General features: G+C 69.1%; 23 protein-coding genes, 1 tRNA gene and 3 pseudogenes. 14 read left to right on the top strand and 13 right to left on the bottom strand.

The window, feature by feature from the left end; all coding sequences use genetic code 11:
- Positions 1–74 precede the first annotated feature (74 nt).
- The 4 genes and pseudogenes from N0A24_07590 (at position 75) to N0A24_07575 (ending at position 2,220) form a co-directional block, all read left to right on the top strand.
- Positions 75–884 carry an ABC transporter permease gene (locus tag N0A24_07590; protein MCS7173240.1) on the top strand — a complete coding sequence of 270 codons (810 nt, stop codon included), beginning with the start codon at positions 75–77 and terminating at the stop codon, positions 882–884.
- Positions 885–904: 20 nt separating this feature from the next.
- Positions 905–994, top strand: a tRNA-Ser gene (locus tag N0A24_07585).
- A gap of 583 nt (positions 995–1,577) precedes the next feature.
- Positions 1,578–1,760: pseudogene (locus tag N0A24_07580) on the top strand (transglycosylase domain-containing protein).
- Between the two features lie 115 nt (positions 1,761–1,875).
- Positions 1,876–2,220: a hypothetical protein gene (locus N0A24_07575; GenBank protein ID MCS7173239.1), complete on the top strand. Its 345-nt coding sequence runs from the start codon at positions 1,876–1,878 to the stop codon at positions 2,218–2,220.
- Positions 2,221–2,408: 188 nt separating this feature from the next.
- On the opposite strand, the gene N0A24_07570 is transcribed toward N0A24_07575, so the two are convergent.
- The 3 genes from N0A24_07570 to N0A24_07560 form a co-directional block, all read right to left on the bottom strand.
- Positions 2,409–3,128, bottom strand: a complete 720-nt coding sequence (locus N0A24_07570; protein MCS7173238.1) for a hypothetical protein — start codon at positions 3,126–3,128, stop codon at positions 2,409–2,411.
- 295 nt (positions 3,129–3,423) lie between these two features.
- Positions 3,424–3,846 carry a hypothetical protein gene (locus N0A24_07565; GenBank protein MCS7173237.1) on the bottom strand — a complete coding sequence of 141 codons (423 nt, stop codon included), beginning with the start codon at positions 3,844–3,846 and terminating at the stop codon, positions 3,424–3,426.
- 263 nt (positions 3,847–4,109) lie between these two features.
- Positions 4,110–4,661, bottom strand: coding sequence for a LemA family protein (locus tag N0A24_07560; GenBank protein ID MCS7173236.1), 552 nt, complete (start codon positions 4,659–4,661; stop codon positions 4,110–4,112).
- A gap of 143 nt (positions 4,662–4,804) precedes the next feature.
- Between N0A24_07560 and N0A24_07555 the strand changes: the two genes are divergently transcribed.
- The 4 genes from N0A24_07555 (at position 4,805) to N0A24_07540 (ending at position 7,813) form a co-directional block, all read left to right on the top strand.
- Positions 4,805–6,658 (top strand): DUF2207 domain-containing protein, encoded by a 1,854-nt coding sequence (locus tag N0A24_07555; GenBank protein ID MCS7173235.1) that lies wholly within the window; start codon positions 4,805–4,807, stop codon positions 6,656–6,658.
- A gap of 253 nt (positions 6,659–6,911) precedes the next feature.
- Entirely contained in the window at positions 6,912–7,139 is a 228-nt protein-coding gene (locus N0A24_07550) for a hypothetical protein (GenBank protein MCS7173234.1), read from the top strand.
- Between the two features lie 103 nt (positions 7,140–7,242).
- The gene (locus N0A24_07545) at positions 7,243–7,494 is read left to right on the top strand and encodes a hypothetical protein (protein ID MCS7173233.1); all 252 of its coding nucleotides are present in this window, start codon (positions 7,243–7,245) and stop codon (positions 7,492–7,494) included.
- A 7-nt stretch (positions 7,495–7,501) separates the two neighbouring features.
- Complete coding sequence (locus N0A24_07540) at positions 7,502–7,813, top strand: ABC transporter permease (protein MCS7173232.1); 312 nt, start codon at positions 7,502–7,504, stop codon at positions 7,811–7,813.
- A gap of 121 nt (positions 7,814–7,934) precedes the next feature.
- Here N0A24_07540 and N0A24_07535 read toward each other — a convergent pair whose 3' ends face one another.
- The 6 genes and pseudogenes from N0A24_07535 to N0A24_07510 all read right to left on the bottom strand — a co-directional run bounded on the left by N0A24_07535 (position 7,935) and on the right by N0A24_07510 (position 12,011).
- Positions 7,935–8,798: an MBL fold metallo-hydrolase gene (locus tag N0A24_07535; GenBank protein ID MCS7173231.1), complete on the bottom strand. Its 864-nt coding sequence runs from the start codon at positions 8,796–8,798 to the stop codon at positions 7,935–7,937.
- 77 nt (positions 8,799–8,875) lie between these two features.
- Positions 8,876–9,226, bottom strand: coding sequence for a DUF1634 domain-containing protein (locus N0A24_07530; GenBank protein ID MCS7173230.1), 351 nt, complete (start codon positions 9,224–9,226; stop codon positions 8,876–8,878).
- Positions 9,227–9,240: 14 nt separating this feature from the next.
- Positions 9,241–10,077, bottom strand: coding sequence for a sulfite exporter TauE/SafE family protein (locus tag N0A24_07525; GenBank protein MCS7173229.1), 837 nt, complete (start codon positions 10,075–10,077; stop codon positions 9,241–9,243).
- 85 nt (positions 10,078–10,162) lie between these two features.
- Positions 10,163–11,092 (bottom strand): ASKHA domain-containing protein, encoded by a 930-nt coding sequence (locus tag N0A24_07520; protein MCS7173228.1) that lies wholly within the window; start codon positions 11,090–11,092, stop codon positions 10,163–10,165.
- A gap of 58 nt (positions 11,093–11,150) precedes the next feature.
- A pseudogene (locus N0A24_07515) lies at positions 11,151–11,525 on the bottom strand (ferredoxin).
- A gap of 234 nt (positions 11,526–11,759) precedes the next feature.
- A pseudogene (locus tag N0A24_07510) lies at positions 11,760–12,011 on the bottom strand ((2Fe-2S)-binding protein).
- A 161-nt stretch (positions 12,012–12,172) separates the two neighbouring features.
- On the opposite strand from N0A24_07510, the gene N0A24_07505 reads away from it, so the two are divergent.
- Positions 12,173–12,769, top strand: a complete 597-nt coding sequence (locus tag N0A24_07505; GenBank protein ID MCS7173227.1) for a hypothetical protein — start codon at positions 12,173–12,175, stop codon at positions 12,767–12,769.
- Here the strand turns inward: N0A24_07505 and N0A24_07500 are convergent.
- The gene (locus N0A24_07500; protein MCS7173226.1) at positions 12,766–14,109 is read right to left on the bottom strand and encodes a uroporphyrinogen decarboxylase; all 1,344 of its coding nucleotides are present in this window, start codon (positions 14,107–14,109) and stop codon (positions 12,766–12,768) included. The genes N0A24_07505 and N0A24_07500 overlap by 4 nt on opposite strands.
- Before the next feature lie 13 nt (positions 14,110–14,122).
- The gene (locus N0A24_07495) at positions 14,123–14,710 is read right to left on the bottom strand and encodes a cobalamin-dependent protein (GenBank protein ID MCS7173225.1); all 588 of its coding nucleotides are present in this window, start codon (positions 14,708–14,710) and stop codon (positions 14,123–14,125) included.
- A gap of 254 nt (positions 14,711–14,964) precedes the next feature.
- Here N0A24_07495 and N0A24_07490 point away from each other — a divergent pair, with 254 nt between their 5' ends.
- From N0A24_07490 to N0A24_07470, 5 genes are all read left to right on the top strand, one after another.
- Positions 14,965–15,519 carry a dihydropteroate synthase gene (locus tag N0A24_07490; GenBank protein MCS7173224.1) on the top strand — a complete coding sequence of 185 codons (555 nt, stop codon included), beginning with the start codon at positions 14,965–14,967 and terminating at the stop codon, positions 15,517–15,519.
- 62 nt (positions 15,520–15,581) lie between these two features.
- Positions 15,582–17,723 (top strand): glycosyltransferase, encoded by a 2,142-nt coding sequence (locus N0A24_07485; GenBank protein MCS7173223.1) that lies wholly within the window; start codon positions 15,582–15,584, stop codon positions 17,721–17,723.
- Between the two features lie 70 nt (positions 17,724–17,793).
- A complete protein-coding gene (locus tag N0A24_07480; protein MCS7173222.1) occupies positions 17,794–19,761 on the top strand; it encodes an acetoacetate--CoA ligase in 1,968 nt (655 codons plus the stop codon).
- 62 nt (positions 19,762–19,823) lie between these two features.
- Positions 19,824–21,410 (top strand): CocE/NonD family hydrolase, encoded by a 1,587-nt coding sequence (locus N0A24_07475; protein MCS7173221.1) that lies wholly within the window; start codon positions 19,824–19,826, stop codon positions 21,408–21,410.
- Positions 21,411–21,429: 19 nt separating this feature from the next.
- Positions 21,430–22,944 carry an ABC transporter substrate-binding protein gene (locus tag N0A24_07470; protein ID MCS7173220.1) on the top strand — a complete coding sequence of 505 codons (1,515 nt, stop codon included), beginning with the start codon at positions 21,430–21,432 and terminating at the stop codon, positions 22,942–22,944.
- A 2-nt stretch (positions 22,945–22,946) separates the two neighbouring features.
- Here the strand turns inward: N0A24_07470 and N0A24_07465 are convergent, their stop codons facing one another.
- Both N0A24_07465 and N0A24_07460 read right to left on the bottom strand, forming a co-directional pair.
- On the bottom strand, positions 22,947–23,501 hold the full coding sequence (locus N0A24_07465; GenBank protein ID MCS7173219.1) for an HDIG domain-containing protein: 555 nt from the start codon (positions 23,499–23,501) through the stop codon (positions 22,947–22,949).
- Entirely contained in the window at positions 23,498–24,730 is a 1,233-nt protein-coding gene (locus tag N0A24_07460; protein MCS7173218.1) for a Xaa-Pro peptidase family protein, read from the bottom strand. Before N0A24_07460 ends, N0A24_07465 begins: the two co-directional genes overlap by 4 nt.
- Positions 24,731–24,740 lie beyond the last annotated feature (10 nt).

Genomic DNA, 24,740 nt, shown 5'->3' with positions numbered 1-24,740 from the left:
CCCCCATCGCGTCCGCGATGGGCCTGCGGCGCCTCAGGCCCCCGTGGTCCGCCTGGGCCGTGGTATGGAAGCAGTTGCGACGCAGTCGTTCGGCCCAACTCGGCCTTGGCATCCTCACAGCCTTCGCGCTCTGCGGCCTGCTGGCCCCCCTCCTCGCCCCGTACGACCCGTACGCCTCGGACCTGGAGAAAAGCCTGCGGCCGCCCAGCCGGGAGCACTGGTTGGGCACGGACGAATTGGGCCGGGATATCCTGAGCCGCATCCTGTACGGGGCCCGTCTTTCTATGGTGATCGGCATCATCGCCGTAGGGATCGGGGTGGCGTTGGGGGTGCCGATCGGACTGATCTCCGGATATTTCGGCGGATGGACGGATCTGGTCGCTCAGCGGCTGATCGACGTCCTGCTGGCCTTTCCCAGCACCGTGCTCGCCATCCTCATGGTGGTCATCCTGGGCGTCGGGCTGCAGAACGTGATGATGGCGGTAGGGGTGGTGTCGGTGCCGACCTACGCGCGGCTTGTGCGGGCACAGGTCCTCTCCCTCAAGGAACAGGCCTTCGTGGAGGCTGCCCGGGCTCTGGGCGCGGGGACGGGCCGGATTCTGTTCCGCCACCTTCTCTCCAATACCGTGGCGGTGCTCATCGTCCAGACGACCCTGCAGGTGGCCAGCGCCATCCTGTCCGCGGCGGCCCTGGGGTTCCTGGGACTGGGCGTCCAGCAACCCACCGCGGAGTGGGGCGCCATGCTGTCCACCGCCCGGCAGTACATCCAGCTGGCCCCGCACACCCTGGTCTTCCCGGGGCTTGCCATCCTCCTCACGGTACTAGGATTTAATCTGTTCGGGGACGGCCTACGGGATGCCCTGGATCCACGGCTGCGGCTGTGAGGTGCGCTACACTTGGATCCGGAGGGGTGCCAGAGCGGCTGAATGGGGCGGTCTTGAAAACCGCTGGGGCTGAGAGGCCCTCGGGGGTTCGAATCCCTCCCCCTCCGCCAGGAGCCGCGCGCCAGAGGGATTCCAGTGGTTCGCTGAGCGCCTCGGGATGCAGGCCACGGGCCAGCCCCTGCTGCCTGCCGTCGCCGCGGCCCGAGGCAGGAGGGTCAGGGCCCGAAGCGGTCGGGCGGGGCCGTGAGCACCAACCTGGGGTGGTCCGGACGCGTCGCCGCGTCGCAGGTCCCGGTGTCACCCGCCGCGGAGCGCGATCCCCGCCAGCCGCCCTGCGAGTCGGGGTGAACAGGCGCAGGCACCAGGCCTCCACGGCGCGCGACGGTTCCACGGCTTTGTTTCTGGCCGAGGCCAGGCGACCCGGCTCAGGGACGTAGGCGGTTCTGGTGGTCAGGTGGCTTCGCGGGAGCTTTGGTGGAGACGATCGGACCCGACGGAAAGGTGGAGCGGGTGTGGCGGCGGGTCAGGCCTGACGGGCACGGGGAGGAGGTCCTGACGGCCCTCCGGGAGGAGGCAGGAAGCAAGCCATGAACCGCCGGCGGGCTGCCAGAGGACGGCGGGCCGGCGCGGGCGGGTGGGGCTGGCTGGCCCGGGGGGCTGCTGGTACTTGCAGCGCTCGCGACCCTGGGGTCGGTGGCGTTGGCCGTCTTCCTGAACTCCCTGCGTGCCAACCTGCCCGACCTGGCAGCCCTGTCAGCACCGGGGGTTGACGTACGGGGCATCCTCCGGGCGGCGTGGCGCAACCTCACCCGGCAGTCCGTGGTGGAGGGCGGCAGCACCATCACCCAGCAGCTGGCCCGTAACTCCGTTATCGAAGCCGCCCGTAGCCGCCAGGCCACCGCTGGGGCTACTGGCGGCCCAAGAACTACGACGGGACGTACTGGGGCCCCCTCCCCCTGCGGGTGGCGCTGGAGCACTCCCGGCGGTCCGCATGCTGGTGGAGCTGGGCCCGCAGAAGGTGATCGACACCCCCCGGCGTATGGGGATCCGCAGCCCCCTGCAGCCGAACCTGTCCCTGGCGCTGGGTACCTCCGAGGTGACGCCCCTGGAGATGGCTGCCGCCTTCGCCACCCTGGCAGCGGGTGGGGTGTACGCGGAGCCGGTGGCCATCACGCGGGTCCTGGATGTCCTTCCCGGTGCCCGAGGGCGTCGTGCAAGTGCCCGTGTGCGTGAAGTACGCGCCGGACGGGACGTGCGAGCGGCAGGGTTGGAGGGCGGTGCTGCGGGGTGCGGGGCCCTCTCCGGCTCCGGAACAGCGCGCCGGCAGCCCCCCTGAGGAGGCGGCCTCACGCCCGCGGGGCGTCACCCTCCTGCAGCCTCAGGACGGAGCCGAGGTGACCAGCCCCTGCCCGGTACCGGGTGACGGTGAAGGCGAGGGGGCCGAACGGTGGGGTTGGGACTGCCACGGTGACGGTCCGGGAGCGGCGGCGAGGGGTCAGACACCCGGCCCTCACTCCGGCGGCTTCACCTCGGACAGCCCGCGGGCACCGTGATCCGGATGGCCGCGCCGTGGTCGTAGTACTCCATGGTGAAGGCTTGAGGAGGTGCGATCCCGGGACCTGCGGGCCCGGCCGGACCTCCCCCTTCGGCGGACCGGATAGTCAGGCGCAACGGCAGGCCGGTTTGTCGGTCCACCGCGAGGCTGTTGTGCACCGTCACCGCCCCTGGCCGCTGCACCTGGAACTCGTACACGTACACGGCCCGGACCTGGCCTCGCGGGGTCCGGTGGGTGCCTGCGGCCTTACTCAGCATGCGGACCGTGCCCGCCCCCACGTCCTGCGGCCGGGCCGGGTCCCACGGTCCGGGCAGGCTGGCCGGCGGAGCCTGCAGCTTCACCCACCGCACCTGAGTACCCGCGGGCCCTGAGGTCCGCTGCCAGACGTCGTTGCCGATCTGCACCGTTTCGACCTGGAACTCCCGGCCTCCCTGGCTCCAGCGCGTGACCATGCGGCTCGCACGGGCGGGGCCCGCGTGCGCGAACTCCCACACCGACGAACCGACCCCGGCGGTCCCGGCGGAGGGGGTCATCCGCATGCGGTAGGTGCGCACGCGGGCGAGGCGGTCGAAGCTTTCCGCGACCTCACACCACCACTGTGGGTTTCCCTCCACCCGGGCCTGTGCCCCCGCGGGCGCGGCCACGGCAAGCAGGACCGCTGTCGCGACGAGCACCGACGCTGTGCGCACCTTCCCACCTCCCTCGTCACACGGAAAGATCGGCCCCGGACTTGCCGGTCCCTCAAGGCGCCGGCCCCTCTGGCTCCTGCCGGCCCGCGGAGCGCAGGAACTCCAGCAGCTCCTCGAGGCTGCGGAAGGCCAGGCGTCTTCCCGTCCGCACGTGCACGACCCTGCCAGCTCTCGGGGTCGCCCGGGGTCGGCACGTGCACCAGCGAAACCACGAAGGTCTCCACGTCAGACAGCTCCCACGCGAGCCGACAACGCACTCCCTCGGTGCTGCCCCTGGAACCTTCCCCCCCGGCCTTCAGCGGCTGCAGTCCAGGCGGATGCGGCTGCAGTCCAGGCGGATGCGGAAGCTGGGATCGGGGATCGAGTACAGGCCCCGGCCCATCCCGGTGCGCTCCACCTCGATGAGCAGCTTGACGGGCCGCTGCCCCTCCACGTACCCCTTGAAGAACTTCAGCTGGCTGACCATCTGACCGCCCGGGGGCAGGCGCCGGTAGTAGCTGTCGGCGAAGCCCCCTGGCATCCAGAGCACCTCCATGACCGACCCGTCGGCCAGGACCAGCTGGAAGGCGGGTGTCACGCCGGTGTTAAGCAGGTTGGCGTTCCGGCGCAGCCCGTTTCGGAAGATGGTGGTGACACCCCAGCCGGCACGCGGGGACGTCAGCGGGTCCACACGCGTTACCTGGACCCGCCACACGCCGTTGAACAGCCACTCGCGCATGCAGCCTTCCGTGGACGGCCTGGGGCCCGCCCTGCCGGATGGCCCGCCTCGCGTTCGGCGGGGGGCGGCAGCACAGCACCACCGCCTCGGTGCCCGCAGAGCCGGCGGTCCCGGTCCGTGGTGCCCCCAGCGGATCGGGCGTCCGGCACCCGCAGGCTAACAGCCGCCTCTTAAGTAAGCGCCTCTTATTTGAGGGCCAGCCCTTGGTGGGGAGGCCACAGGGCCCCTCTGTGCCTGGGTGCGGGCGGCCAGGCGGTCCCGGCTCAGAAGCGGACGGCCACGGGCTCCCGGGCCTGGTCGGCGACCTCGAAGTAGTCCCGAGGTCCGAAGCCCAGGGCGCCCGCCAGGAGCACCGCGGGGAACGACTGCCGCAGGTTGTTGTAGAGCAGGGCCGTGTCGTTGTAGAACTGGCGGGCGAAGGCGATTTTGTCCTCCGTCTCGCTCAGGTCCTCCTGCAGCCTCCGGAAGTTCTCGCTGGCGCGCAGCTCGGGGTAGTTCTCCGCCACGGCGAACAGGCTCCGCAGGGCCCGGGTCAGCATGTCCTCGGCCTGTGCCTGCTCGCCGACGCTGCCCGCGGCGATGGCCCGGGCCCGGGCCTCCGTGACCCGTTCGAACGTCTCCCGCTCGTGGGCGGCGTAGCCCTTCACCGCCTCCACGAGGTTGGGGATGAGGTCGTACCGGCGCCGCAGCTGCACGTCCACCTGGGCCCAGGCATTGTCCACCCGGTTCCGCAGCACCACCAGGCGGTTGTACAGCGCCACCGCGTACAGCACCAGGAGCAGAGCAACGACCGCCACAGCCACCGCCGCCGCCATGGGAACCGACCTCCGACCTTGTGTCTGGCCGTCCTTGCCGGTAGGAGGTTCGACGGCTTGCCGCGAAACCCTGCGACACGCGGGCCGCCGTCCGCGGGCGGGAGGGCGGCCGGACGCGGGGGACACACGAGGTGGAGTGTGCCATGAGGGCGAGGTGCCTGCGGGTCCCGGCCGTGCTGGCTGCGACCGCTGCGGTGCTCCTGTGGGGCGCAGCCGGGTGGGCCAAGTCCTACGACCACCCCGAGGTGGAGGTTTCGTTCCGCCTGCTCCCAGACGGCTCCGCGCACGCCGAGGAGGTCCGGGCGTTCCGGTTCCGAGGGGCGTTCTCCTGGGCGGAGGTGAGCCGGTCCACCCGCGGGCGGTACGGCACGTACGGGCTGCGCTACGAGGGGGTGTGGGACGCGGACACCGGGGAGGCGCTTCCCTTCGAGCAGCGCAGGGTCGGGGCAGAGGAGGTGCTGCGGTGGACGTACCGGGCGCAGGACACCACCCGGCGCTTCCGGATCCGGTACCGGATTGAGCGTGCGGTCCAGCGGTACCCCGACGTGGCGCAGTTCTACTGGCAGGCCCTGGAGGGAGACCACGCGCCGGTGGCGGTGGTGCGGGTCGCGCTCCAGCTGCCGCAGCCCAGCCCGAACCTGTTCAAGGTCTTCGTCCACAGCCGCACGGAGCCGGGAGACCTCCACATCGCGCCTGACTTCGCCAGCGCCCGCGTGGCCGTGGGCAGGGTGCCCGAGAACTCGCCCGTGGAGGTCCGGGTCCTGGTGGACCCTGCCGTGTTCCCCGCGGCCCCGTTGCTGCGGGGCGAGACGTACGACAGCCTGCTCCGGGACGAGCGCCGCCAGGCGCGGGGCGCACTCGCACACCTGGCTCGGGCGGTAGCGCCCCTCTTGCTCGCCGCCGCCCTCGTGGGCGCCTACGTGTGGACCTACCGGACGTACGGGAAGGAGCCCGAGGTTCACTACGAGGGGGTCTACGAGCGCGAGCCTCCCAGACCCCTCCCGCCCGCGGTGGTGTCCGCGATCCTGGCCCAGTCCCGCCCCCGGAGGGAGGACCTGGTCCAGGGATTCGCCGCGACCCTGCTGGAGGCGGCGCGGCTGGGCTACCTGGAGGTGGAGGAACGTGAAAGCCCGGGCCTTTTCGGAACAGGACTGTTCCGCTCCACGGACCTGACGTACCGGCTCACGGACAAAGGACGCGCGCGGCTGGCGGGCCGGCCGGCGGGCGGTGGCTGGGAGCGCGACCTCGAGCCTTTCGAGGTGCAGGTGTTGGAAGTGGTGTTCCGCCAGGCGGGGCCGGGGGATGAGGTCACGGGAGACCAGATCGAGGCATGGGGGCGGAGGGAACGCGGCGGAAGGACCAACTTCCTGCGGTTCGCGGAACCCTGGGGTGCTGCGTTGCGGAGCTGGTTCGAGACGCGGCACTTCCCCCTGGACGACCCGCGCAGCGAGACGGCGCGGAACGTGTTCGTGGTCGCCTCTGTCGGCGTGGTGCTGGCAAGCTGGCTCACCGGCGGCCTCGTCGGAGCCCTGGTGACACCGGTGGGGCTGCTGGTGGCAGCTGTGGCGGCCTGGAGCCTCCCCCGCCGGACTCCGGAGGCCGCCCTGGAGGTCAGACGGTGGGAGGCCTTCCGACGGTTCCTGGTGGACTTTTCCGCCATGAAGGACGCAGGCCCCAACCTGCTCCCGCTGTGGGAGACCTACCTGGTGTACGCTACAGCCCTGGGAGTGGCTGAAAAGCTCCTGGAGAACCTCAGGCGGGTGGCCACAGACCTCGGGCAACCCCCTCCGCAGCCCCGCTGGTTCCGCTCCTTCCGCTCCCCCTCCGCGGCCGGCGGGCTTCAGGCGGCAGGGCCCGCCTCCCTGGACGCCCTGGCTAGGGCGTTCCAGAACTTCCACAACCTCTCCCGGGCCCTGTCCAAATCCACCCGCACGGGCGGCGGGTTTGGAAGGGGCGGCGGCGGAGGTGGAGGAGGAGGCCGGAGCCGAGCAGGGTAGGCGCGCGTTCCGACACGCTGGCAGCCTGTCTACGAGACACGGAACGCGTGGAGGGGGACCGGGGTCCCGAAGAATCGCGGCGGTCTGGCACCGTAGCTTCCCGGACTCCAGAGGCGCTCCCGGATCCCCAGGAGCTACACGCACAGCAGGGAGCTGGGCGGTCTGTGTTGTAGCTACTTCCCGGGCCGCACTAGGCTGGGGAGGAAAGCCTCGAGGAAAGGCGCACCCAAGTTTGGAAGTGGACGCACGACCCTTGCACCACCTGCGGGTGTTCTTGCTCGGAGGGTTCCGGGTCTACGTGGCAGACCGGGAAGTGCCGCCGGGAGCGTGGCGCCTGCGCAAGGCGGCGGCCATCGTGAAGTTGCTCGCGCTGGCACCCGGGCTGGTGCTGCACCGCGACCAGCTCGTGGAAGCCCTCTGGCCCGACCTGGAACCCTCCGGCGGCCACCAACAGCCTGCACCAGGCCCTGTACTTCGCTAGAAGGGTCCTGGAACCCGGACGGAGCCGCCGGGCGCGTCCCGCCTTCCTCACGTGGGAGGCCGAGTCGGTCCGGCTCGGTCCGCCAAGCGCCGTGTGGGTGGACGTGGCGGAGTTCGAGGCAGCGTCCGCCTGCGCTCCGGACGGGGAGGCCCTGCGCCGGGCCTTCGAGCTTTACCGGGGTGAGCTGCTGCCCGAGGACCGGTACGAAGACTGGGCCGCAGCCCCGCTAATGAAGCGCCGGCTGAACATCGCTGCGGCCTCATCCATCAGCCACGCATCCTCTTCTTGGAAAAGTATTCCTTGGAAAAGTATTCCGGACACCTTTCAGCAGAACGTCCCCGGTTACACTATCTAGGTATCTTCTGGATCGTAAGCCTGCTGGCCAGCTCTGTGCTGCAAGAAAATCTGTGCTGCAAGAAAAGCGGGAGGGAACCTTCCGTCGGCTGTTGGTGGCTCCGATGAGCCGGGCGGTGATGCTGGTGGGGAAGCTGCTGCCATACTACACCATCAACCTGATCCAGCTGGCGATCATGCTGGGGGCATCCAGCCTATTGTTCAGGATGGGCCTGGGCCATTCGCCGATCGGCCTGGTGGCAGTGAGCCTGACCGCTGCGGCGGCGGCCACCGGGCTGGTGGCTGTTTTGTGCCCCGCATTATCATGCCGGACTGGCTGAAGACGATAGGCATCATCACGCCCCATTCAGGATTTGCTGGTGCGGGGATATGGGCTGCGGGAGGTTCTGCCTGAGGTGGGCGCCCTGGCTGCGTTTGTAGAATTCCTCAGACGCGGGACGCTCAAGGGCGTACAGGGTACAGACGGAGCGGTGGACCCTGCAGGGGAACCACGAGGAGGTCCTCCCCCACGACCACCTCCCCATCGTACACCCCCTGAATCTCCGTGACGATTTCTCCAGGGTCCACGCCGCGGGGGAGGTGGTTGAGCACCAGGCGGGGAACACCCGCGGATCGGGCCAGCAGGCCTGCCTGGCGGGCGGTGAGGTGCTGGGCCTGGAGATGCTGCCAGACCCGCTCCCCTTCAGGACCACGGTAGACAGTCCTCCGCGCCCCCTCCACCAGGGAGCACTCCAACACGAAGACATCCGCCCCCCGGGCGAACTCCGCGAGGGGCTCGAAGTACGCGGTGTCCCCGGAGACCACCGCGGAGCCCTCCGGGTGCTCGAACCGGTACGCGAGGTTGTAGGTGGCGTGCACGGTCTCGAAGGCGAAGATACGGACTTCCCCGGGGTAGTCCACGGGGCCAGGGTGAAGCTCGTGCACCGACACGTCCAGCAGCCCGCTCGGGGGACGTCCTAGGGAGAGCCGGTACGCCAGATCCTCCGCGAGGATCTCCTCGAAGAGCAGGGCGTGCATCCGCGCGGTGCCCGGGGGGCCGTACACCCGCAGGGCCTGCCGGCCGTCGCTCCAGCCCGCAATCACGAAGTAGGGGTACCCAAGGATGTGGTCGGCATGGAGATGGGTGAAGAACATCACCTGTACCTGCTGGGGCGGAACCCCCGCCCGCAGGAGCTGCAGGGTCGTACCCTCCGCGCAGTCCACCAGGATGAGCTCCTGACCGAACCGAAGGAGGGTGGCGGGGCCCGAGCGCTCCAGATCCGGACGGATTACTCCGGTCCCCAGAAGCACGATGTCCGCCGGCACAGGTCTCCTCCTTTCAGCTCCTTCATGGCTTCAAGAAACGTCCGAGGGGCAAAGTAGCCGCACCCAATCGAATTCTGCTATCTCCCCACCCCCGCCAGCCCCAGGAGCAGGATTCCCAGAACCCCCGCGGTGATGCCCACAAAGATCCAGTCGCGCTCCGCGGCGAACACAAAGACGGTCATGGCCACCCGGAGGACCGGGGTCAGGATGAGCAGGAGGATCCCCATCTGAAGGAGGGCCAGGGAGTCCCCGCGGGCGAGACCTTGCAGGAGGTGCAGGGGGGTGATGGGGGCTCCGTGCCGGAAGAGCTCGGAGCGGGGAGGTTCTCCCCGCGGGCCGTGCGGGAAGAGACCCACAAGGCCCAGGATCAGCACGGCCCCGGCCACCACAACCCCCGCTCGGAGGAGCAGACCGATTCGTTCCTCCACGGACTTGCCCCTCACTACAGCCTCCCCACTCCGCGCAGGATCATCTCCACCGCCACCAGCCCCAGGACCGGCACGAATACCCCCCGTACCGCCCGGTTGCTCAGCTGCGCGAGCAACCTCGCGCCCACAGTGGCGCCCGCGAGCACTCCCAGGGCCACGGGTGCCGCTAGGAGGGGCGGGATGTCCCCGCGCCAGAAGTAGATCCCCGCGCTCGCGGCCGCGGTGACCCCGATCATGAAGTTGCTGGTGGCGGTGCTTACCTTCATGGGCAGGCGCATGGCGGTGTCCATGGCCAGGACCTTGAGCGCACCGGACCCGATGCCCAGCAGCCCCGAGGCCACCCCGGCACCGTACATCATGAGCATGCCGAGCGGAACGCGGGTGATCCGGTAGGGAATGAAGCGACCCGTGGCGGGGTCCGGATAGGAGGAGGCAAGGCGGAGCCATTCGGCCAGGGCATCGTTCCGGACATCCCGGGGCACTTCCTCGCCGAGCTTCGCGGCGGTGGGCACTAGGGAGAGGAGGAGGAGAAAACCGAAAAGCACGAAGAGCACCTCCTCCCGCACCCACGGGGCCAGCAGGGCTCCGCTCACAGCCCCCAGGGTGGTGGCGAGCTCCAGGAGCACGCCTACCCGGAGGTTCGTGAGCCGGTCCCGGAGGTAGGCGGCCGCGGCTCCGCTGCTCGTGGCGATGACGGAGACGATGCTGGTCCCCACCGCGAGCCGGAAGTCCAGCTCGAATCCCACGGTGAGCAGTGGCACGAGGAGCACGCCGCCCCCTAGGCCCACGAGGGAGCCCAGCAGACCGGCCACCGCAGAGGCCAAAAAGATCGTGCTCAGGAAAGAGGCCACGCCGAGCACCGGAACACCGTCTGCTTCTCAGTATGCCCTTCCACACAGGACCCGTCCAACGACCCGCGGGACCCGGACAAAGGCGCTACTCCGGAAACCGCAAGGACCGGAGGAAGACCTCGTGGAAGTCCGGCCGGGCCGCCAGGGGCACGTACTCGATACGGCGCGCCAGCTCCTCCGCCCGCCGACCCTCCCGCTCCGAGAGCAGGACGAGCTGGGCCCCCATCCCCGCGGCGTTCCCCACGTAGGCGATGCGCTCTTGGGGAAGAGGCGGGACCAAACCGATGCGGATGGCACTGGGCAGGTGCAGGTGGTTCCCGAAGGCCCCCGCGAGGTCCCGGTCCTCCACGCCCAGGTACTGCTCCACCATCGTGATCCCGCTGCGGATGGCCCCCTTGGCGAGTTGCACCTGGCGGATGTCCGTCTGGGTCACCACAATGTCCTCTCCCACCCCGCTCTCCTCCCGGGTGGCTAGGACGAAGGCGGGCTGTCCATTGGGGAGAACCGTCACCCGCTTCCGCACCGCCTCCGGCACTCGTGCCGGAGGATCCACCAGGAGCCGGCCCGAAGGCTCCAGCACCCCTGTGTCTAGCAATCCCGCCACCACATCCACGAGCCCGCTTCCGCAGATGCCGGTAGGCGGTCCTCTGCCGATCACCCGATAGCGGACGAGGTCCCCGATCCACACCCGATCCACCGCGCCCTGCGCGGCCCGCATGCCCCACCGGACCTGGGCGCCCTCCAGGGCGGGACCGGCCGGGGCGGAACACGCGGCCATGCGCGTGCGGGATCCGATGACCACCTCCGCGTTGGTGCCGATGTCCACGGCAAGCCGCACCTGCCGGCCCTCAAAGAGCCGGGTCGCCAGCACCATCCCCACCGCATCCGCGCCCACAAACCCCGCCACCAGAGGCAGCAGAAGCACGGGTGTCTGCGGAGGGAGCCGGAGTCCGAGCTCCTGGGCCCGGACCCGCACCGGCGTGCGTACCAGGGGAAGGTAGGGCGCCTGTCCCACGGAACTTGGGTCCACGCCTAGGAATAGGAAGGAATAGGAAGAGGTGGTGCATGATGGTGTTGCCCACCACCACGACCTTGTAGATCCGATCCCGGCTGGTGCCCGCCAGACGGCACGCTTCCTCGAGAAGCCCGTTTACGCACTGGGTCGCCCGGGTGTGGAGCCTCCGCACGTTGCCCGGCTCCTGCTGGGCGAAAGCGATGCGGGACATGAGATTCCCACCGTAGCTGGACTGGGGATTCAAGGCGGCCACGGTGGCGCGCACCTCTCCTTCCCGCAGGTCCAGAAGGTAGCCCACCACGGTGGTGGTGCCGATGTCCACCGCGAACCCGTACAGCTCCTCTGTGGTATCGCCGACCTCCACTTGGAGGAGGCGGTCCTGGTAGAGGACCGCGGTCACCGTCTCCGGCGGCGCCCGCAGCAGCTGCGCCATGCTGCGGAGGACCTCCACCCGCTGGATGGGCTGCGGGAGCTGCCGCAGGAGCTCCTCGATCCGGCCCCCCGCGGTCTCCTCCCGGGTGCCTCCAAAGCCCCGCACGAGGACCTTCCGCACCCCGGGATCCAGTTCCTCCAGGGCGTCCCCACGGGTTTCCGTGAGGATCTGAAACGCTCTCTCCTCCCGGGGTGGTGCCACGGCGACCCCCACATCCTCCCACACCACGGCCTGACAGGCGAGGCGGAACCGCTCGTGGATCTCGTCCTCACCCAGCTGTAGACGGTCCGCCAGGGTGGGAGGTGGAGGGGGGCCTGTGCGGATCTGGACCCGGCAGCTGCGGCACCGACCGCGGCCGCCACACGTGGCCTCGATGGGAACCCCGGCCACGTGCGCGGCCTCCAGGAGGGTGGTTCCTGGAGGGACCGCCACACGCCGGGGCGGTTCACCCGCGAAGGTCACCTGCACGGTTCTGGACTCGCCCATGGTGTGTCCTCGCGCCACCATCGGGTTCTTCCGCCATCATACGATCGGGTTCCGCGGTCGGGGCAACGCGTAGGAAACGCGGCGCTTCCCGCGAATTTCCAAGCAGAGCCCTCATGCCTTCTGCCTGCGCCGATCGCCCGGACGCGCCCCGGCAACTTCCAGTGGAGGTACGGGTCGACCCGCTCCTCCTCCTCAAGCTCCTGCAGGCGAGGAAGGCTCGGGAGGTCAACCCGCGGGTTCGTGCGCTTGCCTTTCAGACGGCGGAGCTCGCCACCTCCCGCATACGCCCTCAGGCCTGGGTGCGGCTCGGACCCGTGGAGGTCCTAGACCCCGAGGCGGGGGAGGTTCGCTTCGGAGCAGACCTCCTCTTCCGCAGCCGGGCCCTGGCTCGGATCCTGAAGGGAGCCCGGGAGGGAGCGCTGCTCGTGCTCACCCTCGGGGAGGAACTGGAGGCCCTGGCGGCCGAGCGTCTGCGGGAGGGGCACGCGGTGGAGGCCCTGCTCCTGGACGTCGCCGCGTGGGCTGCCCTGGAAGCTGGGCTCCGCCAGGTGCGGACCCTGCTCCGGCGGGAGGCCGCCGCCAGAGGGTGTCGTCTCTCCGCCCGCATGGCCCCGGGATTCTTGGACTGGGACGTAGGCGAGAACAGGAAGTTGCTCCAGGCGTTCGCACCCTGGGGCATTCCCGTGCGGGCCACCCCCACGGGCGTGCTCCTTCCCCGCAAGTCCATCACCGGGGCTTTCGGATTTCTGCCCCGCTAGCGGTACCGCCCGTACTCCAATCCCGCCTCCACCATGGCTCGGACATTCTCTGCCTGAGCGTCCTCCAGGACCGCGCCATTGAGGAGCACGAAGCCGCCGTCTTGGGCCACGGTCTCGAGGAGCTCCCGCACGTATCGCCGGACCTCCTCGGGAGTGCCCACGTGCAGAAGGGAGGCGGGAACGTTCCCGCCGAAGGCGGCTTTTCCGCCCAGCACCTCCTTCACCCGCCGCATGTCCGTCTGATCGAAGTGCCAGAAGGTGCGGCCCCGCGGGAGCTCCGGATCCCCTAGGAAGTCCACCCGCTCGTTGTAGCTCCCTTCCACGAACAGCCAGGGGACGAACCCTTCCTCAACGAGTCCCAGGATTACCGCCTTCAGGGAGGGCCAGTAGAACCGGGCGAAGGTCTCCCGGGACATAAAGCCGTCCGCGCCCTTGTGCAGGGGGATAAAGACGAAGGGGCTTCCCCCGAAGCTTGCGCCCTCCACCCCCATCCGGACCATGAGGGGCGTCATCCGCTCCAGGGCCCGCAGGAGCCGATCCGGCCGGCGGTAGATGTCCAGCATGATCCCCCGCGTCCCGCGCAGGGTGTCCGCCAGGGCGTCGAAGGGAGCCTTGGTGAACCCGCCCCAGAGGCTGGGAAGCCCAAGCCGCGCCGTGCTCTCCTGGTCTATGGCCGCAGCCTTCTGGACCCACTCCAGGGTGGCCCGCCCCGCCTCCCGCAGGCTCTCCAGGGCCCGCTGTACCTCCGGGGCGCTCAGGCGCAAGAGGTAAGGGCCGGCCACGGGATACTCCAGCCAGGGGGTCAGGGGCAGCAGCTGCCGGAGCCCCTCGAGGGCGCCCACCACCCGGGGCAGCCAGGCCCGCAGGAGGAAGTCCGTGGGGTCCTCGATGAACCAGTCGTACTCGTCCTCCCGCATGTACTCCCCTTCCACGTACTGATACGAGACGTCCTCCGGAACCCCGTGGCCCGGCCACCGGTAGTACCGGACGTCCAGGATCTCCGCCACCCGGCCCGGGAAGATCAGCAGACACGAGGTGAGGCTATCCGTGGGGAAGTCCTCGTTGAACTTCCGCCAGGCCATCCCGAGCTTGTCATAGTCGTACATCGCTTCCCACGGGCTGATCCCCGCGTACTTCGCGGGATAGAACCCCACCACCAGGCTCGTGGGCACCCGGTCCGGCCGCCGCAGCGCCACCACGTCCCAGAACCGCTGGACCCGCTCCTGGTAGGCCCTCTTTGCTTCCCCGGAGGCACCCCGGAGGCAAAGGGAATCCCCGCCCCCTCCTTCCACGCGGAAAAGCGCAACGTGAACCGCTCCGCGCTCGACCGATTCTTCCATCCCTCCGGCAGCATCAGGCATCCCCTCCTCCCAGCCACTCCCGGGCGAGGCGTACCGCGTCCGCGGCGTTCCGTCCCCAGGCGTCCGCGCCCACGTAGGCACAGACCTGTTCGTTGGTGGCCGCCCCGCCGATCATGATCCGCACCTCCCGCACCCCGGCATCCGCCAGGGCCTGGACCGTACGTTTCATGGATTGGTGGCCCGCGGTCAGCAGACAGCTCATCCCCACCACCTTCGCCCGCTCCCGCTTCACGCCCTCCACAAAGGCCTCCGGCGGCACGTCCACGCCGAGATCCACCACCTGGAAGCCGTTCGCCTCCAGCAGGAAGGCCACCATGTTCTTGCCGATGTCGTGGATGTCCCCCTGGACTGTGCCGAGTACCACCTTCGTCCCCGCGGGATGCGCCTCCGCCTCTGCGGGATACCGCTCCTGCACCATCCGGGAGATCTGGGTGAGGATCTCCCCCGCCAGCAGGAGTTCCGGCAGGAAGCACAGCCCCTTTTCGTACTGCTGGCCGATCACCTCCACGCCCTGCCGGCACGCCTCGAAGATCTCTGCGGGAGAAGCTCCTCCCTCCAGCAGCCTGCGAGCCGCCTGCAAGGCCTCCTGTTCCGCGGCTGCGCGATCGCTTCCGCGAGCTCCTGTGGGGTCACCATTCCGCTCACCTCCCGGAAGTGTGAAGGTGTCAAACGGACATTTGCGAATCGGTGTTTGATTCTCGGGTAGAAAGCTCTTCTTTGGTTGTGGAGAGAGTCTATCGTGCGCGTGGAGGAGCAGGTATCTGGCGCGGACCCGATTTTCAGTGAACCAAAGCAGGAATTTATAATGCGGGAAACCCTCCCCGGGAGGGCACCATGGTGCTGATCGGCGAGCTCATCAACTCCACCCGCAAGCAGGTGGATCCTATCCTCCGATCCCGGGACGAAGCGGCCCTGGTGGAGCTGGCACGACGGCAGGTGGAAGCCGGAGCCCCGATCCTGGAGGTGAACTGCGCCACCCTGCTGGAGGACGAGGCGCGGTGCATGGCGTGGGCCGTGCGCACCATCCAGGGGGCGCTGGAGGCGCGCATCAGCCTCGACAGCCCCAACCCGGAGGCGATCCGCCGGGGGCTGGAGGTCCACCGGGGCCGCGCTATGGTGAACGCCATCAACCTGGAACGGGACCGCTGGCAGCGCCTCCTCCCGCTCATTCAGGAGTACCGGCCCGAGGTGGTGGCCACCTGCATCGACGAGGGGGGCATGCCGCGGACCGCGGAGCGGAAACGCGAGCTCGCGGTGCGTCTGGTGGAGGGGTTGTTGGAGGCCGGGGTTCCCGCGGTCCAGGCCCTCCTCGGCCAGGATCCCTACTGCCGCCACTACCTGCGCGCAGCCCGGGAGGGACGCCTGGACCTTTCCCGCCCGCCCGTGTAAAATGGCATCGTTCTTGCTCTCAGGTGGTCCCCGATCCGCCCAGGCTTCCTTGGAGGATCCGGATGGCTCGGGAGCGGCTTGCGCGGCTTGCCATGTGCCTCGCCGCCTCGGGTGGGCTCGTCTACCTCACGTGGCGGCTCCTGTACACCCTGAATCCGCAGGCCCTGTGGTTTTCGGTGCCCCTTTGGGCCGCGGAGCTCGCGGGGTGGGTGGAGATGGCCTTGTTCTTCTTCATGGTGTGGCGGCTCACGGACCGGAAGGATCCGCCTCCCGCTCCCCCGGACCTTTCCGTGGACGTTTTCGTGCCCACCTACGACGAGCCCCTGTGGCTCCTGCGCCGCACCCTTCTTGGTGCGAAGAACATCCGCTACCCGCACCAGACCTACGTGCTGGACGACGGGAACCGGCCGGAGGTGGCGGCCCTGGCCCGGGAGTTAGGGTGTCACTACCTCGCCCGCCCCACACGGGAGCACGCCAAGGCAGGAAACCTCAATTACGGCCTCCAGCACTCCCGGGGGGAGTTCCTCGCGGTTCTGGATGCGGACCACGTCCCGGTGCCGGAATTCCTGGATCGGGTGTTGGGCTACTTCACGGACGAACGGGTGGCCCTGGTCCAGGCTCCGCAGGAATTCTACAACGTTGACTCCTATCAGCACTGGGTGGATCCGCAAACCGGCCTCACCTGGCACGAACAGGCCCTGTTCTTCCGGGTGATCCAGCCGGGGAAGGACCGGATGAACGCGGCCTTCTACTGCGGTTCGCCCGCGGTGCTCCGGCGCAAGGCGCTCGAGGAGATCGGAGGCTTCGCGGTGGAGTCCGTAACGGAGGACATCCTGACCTCCCTGCGCCTGCACCGCCGGGGCTGGAAGTCCATCTACCACAACGAGACCCTGGCCTACGGCGTCGCTCCCGCCTCCGGCCGTGCATACCTGCGGCAGCGGCTCCGATGGGGCCAGGGGGCCATGCAGGTGCTCCGCCTCGAGAACCCCCTGATCGGTCCCGGGCTTACCTTGGCCCAGCGGCTGAGCTACCTGGCCTCCCTCATCACCTGGTTCGAGGGGTGGCGCAAGCTGGTGTACTACCTCTCCCCGCCCATCTTCCTCCTCACGGGCATCCTGCCCATCCGTACCCTCGACCTCCCCTTCCTGCTCCTGTGGACGGGGTATCACGGGGCCACGGCCGTGGCCTTCTACCTCGCGAGCCGTGGCTATGGCTCCCTCCTGCGGGCGGAGAAGTTCGCCATGGCCCGGTTCGCCACCTACATCCAGGCCACTTTCACCCTCTTCTCCCCCCACCCACCGGAGTTCGGCGTCACCCCCAAGGGACGGGTAGAGGTGCCTTCTCCCCGCATCCTCTTACCCCAGGCGGGCGTGCTCGCCCTGAACCTCGCGGGGGTCCTCCTCGGCGCAGTGGGCACCTGGAAAGACGGAGGCTTCTCCCTCGCGTACGCGGTGAACACGGGGTGGGCGAGCGTCCACATCGCCCTCGCCGTGTGGGCCATAGCCCACCTGTGGACGCACCGGGAGCAGCGCACCCACTACCGCCTCACCGCAAACCTTCCCGTGCGGTGCGGGATCGGGGAGAAGGAAGTTGTGGGAGTTCTGGTGGACTGCCACGAGGTAGGGGCTAGCGTTTTCGTCCCCGATCTTGTGGCGATCTCCGTCCGCCCCGGACGGGTGTGGCTCCGCCTCGCGGAAGGGTGGCCAGCCTCTCACGCACAGCTCCATGGGAGGCCTGTGTGGGTCCGCCCCACCCCGGAAGGGACGATCCTGGGCATCCGGTTCGATGAGAGGGTGGAGGGAGCTATCCCCCTGGCGTTCCTCTCCACCGTCCTCCTGGTCACCCATCGGGCCTTCCTCGCGGCCCATCCGGGACCCGCGGGATGGGGGGAGCGCCTGGAGTGGAGGGGCCTCCGCGACCCGCGCGAATCCCGCGCCTTCGCATACACCGTTGCGTGGGACGGCAAAGAGGTCTGGGCTGTGGGATGGGAGCGGGCAGGGGGGTGGAGTCTGTGGGCTCCACACCTGCCCAGTGAGGGAACCGTGGTCCGGCTCCGGCCTTGGGCGCGGGGAGCAGGGCAGCCCGCCCGGGTGATGGGAATCCGGAGGATCCCGCTCCCAGACGAGCTCGCGGGGCACAGCCTCTGCCAAGCACGGGTGGAGCGGGTTGCGGCAGAACCCTCCACCATGGCACGGGTGGGTTAGCATTCCCCCGCAGGCCGGGATCTGCTAAGCTTCAGGCTGCATCTTCAGCGGGGAGAGGGGGTGCCGAAAGGTGGCACAGCGACTCTGGGAGCCCTCCGCGGAGCGTAGGGCCCAGGCCGAGCTCACCCGGTTTGCGCAGTGGGCGGAGGCACGGTTCGGCCGGAGCCTGCGGCGCTTCGAGGCCCTGCACGCGTGGTCCGTGGACTTCCCTGGAGAGTTCTGGGGAGGGATCTGGGAGTTCTACAGGATCCGGGAGCACACCCCGCACCGCGCGGTGGTGGAGGACTTCCATCGCTTCCCAGGAGCCCGGTGGTTCGTGGGGGCTCGGCTGAACTATGCGGAGAACGCCCTCCGCCGGCGGGACCGAGAGCCCGCCTTGGTGTTCCACAGCGAGCAGGGAGATGTGCGCACCTACACCTTCTGGGAGGCCGCGCAGACCACCGAAGCGCTCGCCGCAAGCCTCACGGAAGAAGGAATCGGGGAAGGGGACGTGGTGGCCGGATACCTTCCCAACATCCCCGAGGGGGTGCTCGCCCTGCTCGCCGCGTCTGCGGTGGGCGCGGTATGGTGCGTGTGCGGCACGGACCTCGGCGTCCCCGCCACCGCGGATCGCCTGGGGCAGCTGGATCCGAAGGTCCTGTTCACCGTGGACCGCTACGTCTACCGCGGGAAGGTGTACGACAACCTGGAACGGGTGGCGGAGCTCACCAAAGCCCTCCCTTCCCTCCGCCGGATCGTGGTGGTGCCCTACGCGGAAGCGGACCTCCCCCGATCCCTCCCGGAGAAGGCGGTCCCGTGGTCGGAATTCCTCGGCCGGACACCACGGGCGCCGTTTGCCTTCCGGCCCGTGGAGGCCCACCACCCGCACATCGTCCTGTTTACCTCGGGAGTCACGGGACGACCCAAGTGCGTGATCCACAGCGTGGCCGGGACCCTCTCCGCCCACCTCAAGACCCTCGGCCTCCAGCTGGACACCCGGGCAGGGGATCGGGTCCTGTTCCTGTCGAGTCCCACCTGGATGGTGTGGAACGTCCAGCCCAGTAGCCTCCTCCTGGGCGCCACCGTGGTCCTCTACGACGGCGCGCCCCTCCACCCGGACGCGGAGGTGATCTGGCGGCTCGTGGATCGGGAGGGGGTGAACCTCGTGGGCTGCGGGGCTACCTTCCTTCTTGCGTGCATGGAGGCCGGCGTGAGTCCCCGCCGTACCTGTCGTCTGGAGACCCTGCGGTCCATGTTTCAAAGCGGAAGTGCTCTCCCCGCGAAGGGGTTTCAGTACGTGTACGAGCACATCAAGCAGGACCTGTTCTTCAACTCCGGGCTGGGCGGCACAGATGTGCAGATGGGGATCCTGGAGGGAACCCCCTGGCAACCCGTGTACGCGGGGCAGATCGCGGGACCGGCCCTGGGCGTGCAGGCCAACGTCTACGACGAGGAGGGAAGGCCCGTGGTGGGAAAGCCGGGGGAGCTGGTGGTGGAGCGGCCCTTCCCCAGCGTCCCCCTGGGCCTGTGGGGAGATGAAGACGGCGAGCAATTCCGGACCACCTATTTCGGGAAGTACCCGGGGGTCTGGCGGCACGGGGACTACGTGCAGAGGGATCCTGAAACCGGAGGCTTCATCCCCCTCGGCCGCAGCGACTTCGTCCTCAAGCCCTCCGGAGTTCGCATCGGGCCTGCAGAGATCTACTCCGTGCTTGCCCGGGTGCCGGAGATTCGGGACTGCCTGGTGGTGGGGCAGAAGTGGAAGGGCGACGAGCGCATCGTGCTGTTCGTGGCACCCCGGGAGGGCGTGCAGCTCACGGAGGAGCTGGCGGAGCGAATCCGCACCCGCCTCCGGCAGGAGGCGAGCCCCCGCCACGTCCCCGCGAGGATCCTGGAGGTGCCCGACATCCCCTACACCCTGAACCTCAAGCGGGCGGAGGGGGCCGTATGGCGGATCGTCAACGGCGGGGAGGTCTCCCCGCAGCTGCGGGGGGCGCTCGCGAATCCCGAGGTACTCGCAGTCTACGAGTGGCTGGCGCGGGAGGAACTGAGCCGGTAGATCTGGAAAACCGGATCCGCAGGCACCGCTGAGCTGGAGATTAGGTTCAGCGAGGAATAGAGATGCTCGGAATCCGGCAGCTGCGGGACGTCCCCATCCCCATGCGGGACGGGCTGAGCCTGTCGGCTAACGTCTCCCTTCCGGACCGGGAGGGCCGCTACCCCGTGATCATGGCCTTCACGAGCTTCGGCAAGGATCGAATGTGGGGGCCTCACGATCCCCTGTGGGGCGTGGCCTACGAGCCCTGGTCCGCTACCCTCACCGCCACCACTCCCTTCGAGGCGGAGGACCCCGAGTTCTGGGTGCGCAACGGGTACGCCCTCGTGATCGTGGATCCCCGGGGATTCGGGCGATCCCCGGGTCGGCGGGTGGCGACGGAGAGCGCGGGGGGAACCGCGGTGGGGGTGGTTCGGGATGGGCTGTGGGCCCGGGACATGTACGACGCCATCCAATGGGCGGGCCAGCAGCCGTGGAGCAATGGGAACGTGGGCCTCAGCGGGGTTTCCATCCTGGGGTTCAGTCAGTGGCGGGTGGCCGCGATGGCCCCACCGCACCTCAAGGCCATCTGCCCGTGGGAGGCTATGACGGATGTGTACCGGGATGTGATGTACCCCGGCGGCATTCCCGAGACCCGCTTCACCCGCCGGGGCTACCGCGGGCCCGAGCCCTCCCCAGCCTGGCCCCCTCCGGAGCACGAGGACCCGCCGACTCCCCTCCCCATGGAGGAAGACGACTTCCTTGCCCAGATCACCGTGCCCGCCCTCATCTGCGGGACCTGGGCGGATCACGGGGCGCACACCCGGGGATCCTTCCGGGCCTTCCGGAAGATCCGGTCCCCGCACAAGTGGCTGTATACCCACGGCCGGCAGAAGTGGGCCACCTTCTATACGGTGGAGGCCATGGCCAGCCGCCTGCTCTTCTTCGACTGCTTCCTCAAGGGCACGGACCGCCGTATCCTAGAGACCCCGCCCGTCCGGCTAGAGGTCCGGGAGGATCTGCACCACTACTTCGTGCGGTACGAACGGGACTTCCCGGTCCCCGGAACCCTGTACCGCCCCCTTTACCTCACGGGCAATGGAACCCTGCAGCCCAGCCGTCCCCCGGAGGAGGCGGAGGTTACCTACGACGGGAATTCCGGCGCTGCCTGGTTCGACTACCGGTTCGAGCGGGACACGGAGGTCGTGGGGTACATGAAGTTGCGGCTGTGGGTAAGCCCAAGGGATGCGGACGACATGGACCTGTTCGTGACCGTACGCAAGCTGAACCGGGACGGACAGGAGGTGTGGTTCGACAGCGATCTCGCACCCGAGCGGTGGCCGGTGGCTTTGGGGTGGCTGCGGCTCTCCTGTCGGGAGCTGGACCCGGAGAAGTCCACCCTATGGGAGCCGTACCCCAGGTCCGTGGTGGAGGGAGGAGCGAAGGTGAGCCCGGGAAGCATCGTGGACTGTGAGATCCCTGTGCTGCCTAGCGCCACCCTGTTCCGGGCCGGGGACGTCCTCCGCCTGGAGATCTCCGGCCGCTACCGCAACGGCGAGGATCCCGGGATCTTCATGGACTACCGGGAGACGGTGAACCGGGGGCGGCACACCCTGTACCTGGGGGGCAAGTGGGACGCCTATCTGCTCGTGCCCATAACCCGGGAGAGCTAAGGTAAGGAGGGGGAGGACCATGCGGAGTCGCGCGTGGCGGGCGCTGGGGGCCATCGGCCTGGTGCTCGTGATGGTCTGGGCTGGCCGGGGGTTAGGGGAGACCGCCCCCGTGGGTCCTAAGCGGGGCGGGATCCTTCGGGTTTCCGATGCCATCCCCAACACCCCCTTCCTCCCGTGGGAGATGTCCGCGGCCTCCATGCCCTCCGCGATGCCGGTGCTGGAGCCCCTGGTGTGGGTGGACCGGCAGAGGCGGATCCACCCGGGACTGGCGGAGCGGTGGGAGATCAGCCCGGACCTCTCCGCCATTACCCTCTTGCTCCGACAAGGGGTGCGGTTCCACGACGGGACGGAGTTCGACGCGGAGGCGGTGCGGTGGAACCTGGAGCGGCAGATCCAGGCCAAGCGGCTGCCGTGGGTGCGGGGGGTGCGGGTGGTGGATCGTTACCGGGTGCGCCTGGAGCTGGCGGAGTGGGACAACCGCCTCCTCAGCGCCCTCTCAGGGCCGGAGGGGCTTGTGGTCTCGCCCGCGTCCGTAGAGCGGAGCGGGATGGAGGGAGCCCGGTGGAACCCGGTGGGGACAGGACCTTTCCGACTCGTGCGGTTCGAGCGGGACGTAGGGATACGGTACCGGCGGTTTGAGGGGTACTGGCAGCGCGGCAAGCCCTATCTCCAGGAGATCGAATACGCGTTCATCCCGGACCTCCAGACCATGCGGGCTGGGTTCCTGGCCGGCCGGCTCGACGTGATCAACGTGGGGGCGATCCCGGACATCGGCTACTCCCTTGTGCAGATGGGATACCCCTCCATCACCGGCCGCGTCGCGCCCAACCTCCTCATCCCCGACAGCGCAAACCCCACCAGCCCCTTCGCGGACGCCCGGGTGCGCATGGCCACCTGGCTCGCCCTGGACCGGGAGGGCATCGCCCGGGCCCTGGGCTACGGGCGCTACCGGGCGGAGTACCAGCTCGCGGCCTTCCCCTCCCCGGAGTACGATCCGGCCATCCAGGGGCCCAAACACGACCCCGAGCAGGCCCGGAGGCTGCTGGCGGAGGCGGGATACCCCCAGGGGTTCCGCACCGAGCTCACCCTCCCTACCGGCCGCATGCCGGACGTGATGAGCGCCATCCAGCACCAGCTGGGGCAGGTGGGGATCCGGGTGGAACTCCGGCCCCTCTCTCCGGGCGGGTGGGTGGAGCGGATCCAGCGGGGGTGGAGTGGACTACTGTTCTACAACCTCGTGTATCAGGCCGACCTCGTCGATACCCTGGGCACCCACTTCTTCGGCCCCTTAGCCTTCGCCAGCTGGAAGCGGCCCGCGGGCCTGGAGCAGGCCTACCACGAGGCCCGGAAGACCCGGACCCCGGAGGTGGTGAAGATGCGGCGGCTCAACCGCTTGCTCATCCGGGAGGCGGACCTCATCCCCGTGGTGCACTCTGGCGCCATGTACGTGCTGCAGCGGTATGTGCGGGACACCTTCCACCTCCAGTGGAAGGGATTGCTCTGGCGGCCTGCGGATGCCTGGCTGGACCGGTGAAGTTAGCCTTCTAGCCCCAGCTCGGGAGCGATGGACCGCAGGGCCTCCACCACCGTGGCGATGTGCTCGTCCAGAGGAACCCCCAGCTCCTCCGCGCCCCGCACCAAGTCCTCCCGCCGCACGGCCCGGGCAAAGGCCTTGTCCTTCATCTTCCGGCGCACGGAGTCCGGATCCACCTTCTGGAGGGATCTCCCCTTCACCAGAGCCACCGCGATCACGAACCCCACCATCTCGTCGCAGGCGAACAGGGCCCGCTCCATGGGGGTCTCCCGCTTCACGCCGGTGTGATCCCCGTGCGCCAGCACGGCCCGCACCCACGGCTCTGGGACCCCGCGCCGCCGCAGCTCCTCTGCGGCCACGAAGGGGTGCTCCTCCAGAGAGGGGTGTCGCTCGTAGTCCAGGTCGTGCAGGAGACCCACGATCCCCCACGCCTCCTCGTCCTCCCCGAATCTCCGGGCATAAGTCCGCATGGCCGCCTCCACCGCCCGCAGGTGCTTGCGCAGGTTCGGATTCTGCACCCACTCGCACACCAGCGCCCAGGCTTCCTCCCGGTTCATACCTCCTCCCCCGAGATCACTAAGTCCATGGGATAGCCCCCGAGGTTTAACGGCCTTCCCTCCGCATCCAAAGCCCAGGTGTCCTCCAGCCGGACCCCGATGCCCTCCTCGGGATAGTAAAGGCCGGGCTCCACTGTGAACACCATCCCAGGCTCCAGCACATCCTCGTTCCCCGGGAAGTCCGCAAGCCGCGGGAGCTCGTGTACCTCGAGCCCCAACCCATGGCCCAGGGAGTGCACGTAGCCCACCTGGGTGGTGGGATCCGAGCCCACGGTGGGATGTCCCCTCTCCTCGAAGAAGGCACACGCCCGCTGCTGCAGCTCCCGACAGGAAACCCCGGGCCCGAGATGCTTCACCACCGCGTGGTAGCACTCCAGCACATCCCGGTACACCTGCCGCAACCGCTCCGACGGCTTTCCCACCACCCATGTCCGGGTCATGTCGAAGCAGTACCCGCCCCCCGCGGGCCTGGGGAAGATGTCGAGGACCAGGGGCTGCCCGGGCCGGAGGAACTGGCCATCCTCCCCCCGGGAGTGCGGTAAACCAGCGTCCCGGCCTTGGCTGAAGATGGTCCCGGTGTCCTGTAGCCCTTCCTCCGCGAGCCACATCCGGATCCGCCGCTTCACTTCTCCGATGGTCACGGGCTCCCCGTTCTCCTGGACGAGGCGATCACCACGAGATCGGAGGGTGCGGAGGAAACCCGCCACCTTCTGCACCACCCGCCCCGTAGCCTCCCCTGTCCGGCGGATAGCCTCGATCTCCTCGGGTTCCTTGGTCATGCGGGCCACGGTCACCAAGGGGCGGTCGTACTCCCCCACCACCTCGATTCCAGGAATCCCCTCCGCGATGGCCCGCAGCAGGAGGTAGGCGGCCCCCCGGTCCATCTGCCCGAAAAAGAGCACCCGGCCCCGCACGCCCTCCTCCTCGAATACCCTCCGCAGAAGGGCCACGTGGGCCCGCAAGAAGTCCCCGCCCGCCTCTTCGAGCATCTGCTTGAAGTTGTAGAGACCCAGGTTGCGGGTCCGTAGCCCGGTCTTCTCCGCCTCCCCCCGCTCCATGGTGCCGTGGCAGAGAACCGGGGGGTGCCCCCGGCGGTGGATGTAGAGGGCTCCCGCGTAGATGGGGGCCCCGCGCATCACGTAGAACAGATTCGGGTCCTCACTCCCCCCCATGCCCACCAGGGCATCGTAGCCCCGTTCCACCATGAGCCGCTCTAGGTCCGCGCGCACAGCTCCCTCC

The organism is Armatimonadota bacterium (genome assembly GCA_025059775.1).
Classification (GTDB): Bacteria; Sysuimicrobiota; Sysuimicrobiia; order Sysuimicrobiales; family Sysuimicrobiaceae; genus Sysuimicrobium.
The sequence above is the reverse complement of the archived record's forward strand: the minus strand, read 5'-3'. Positions and strand labels throughout refer to the sequence as shown.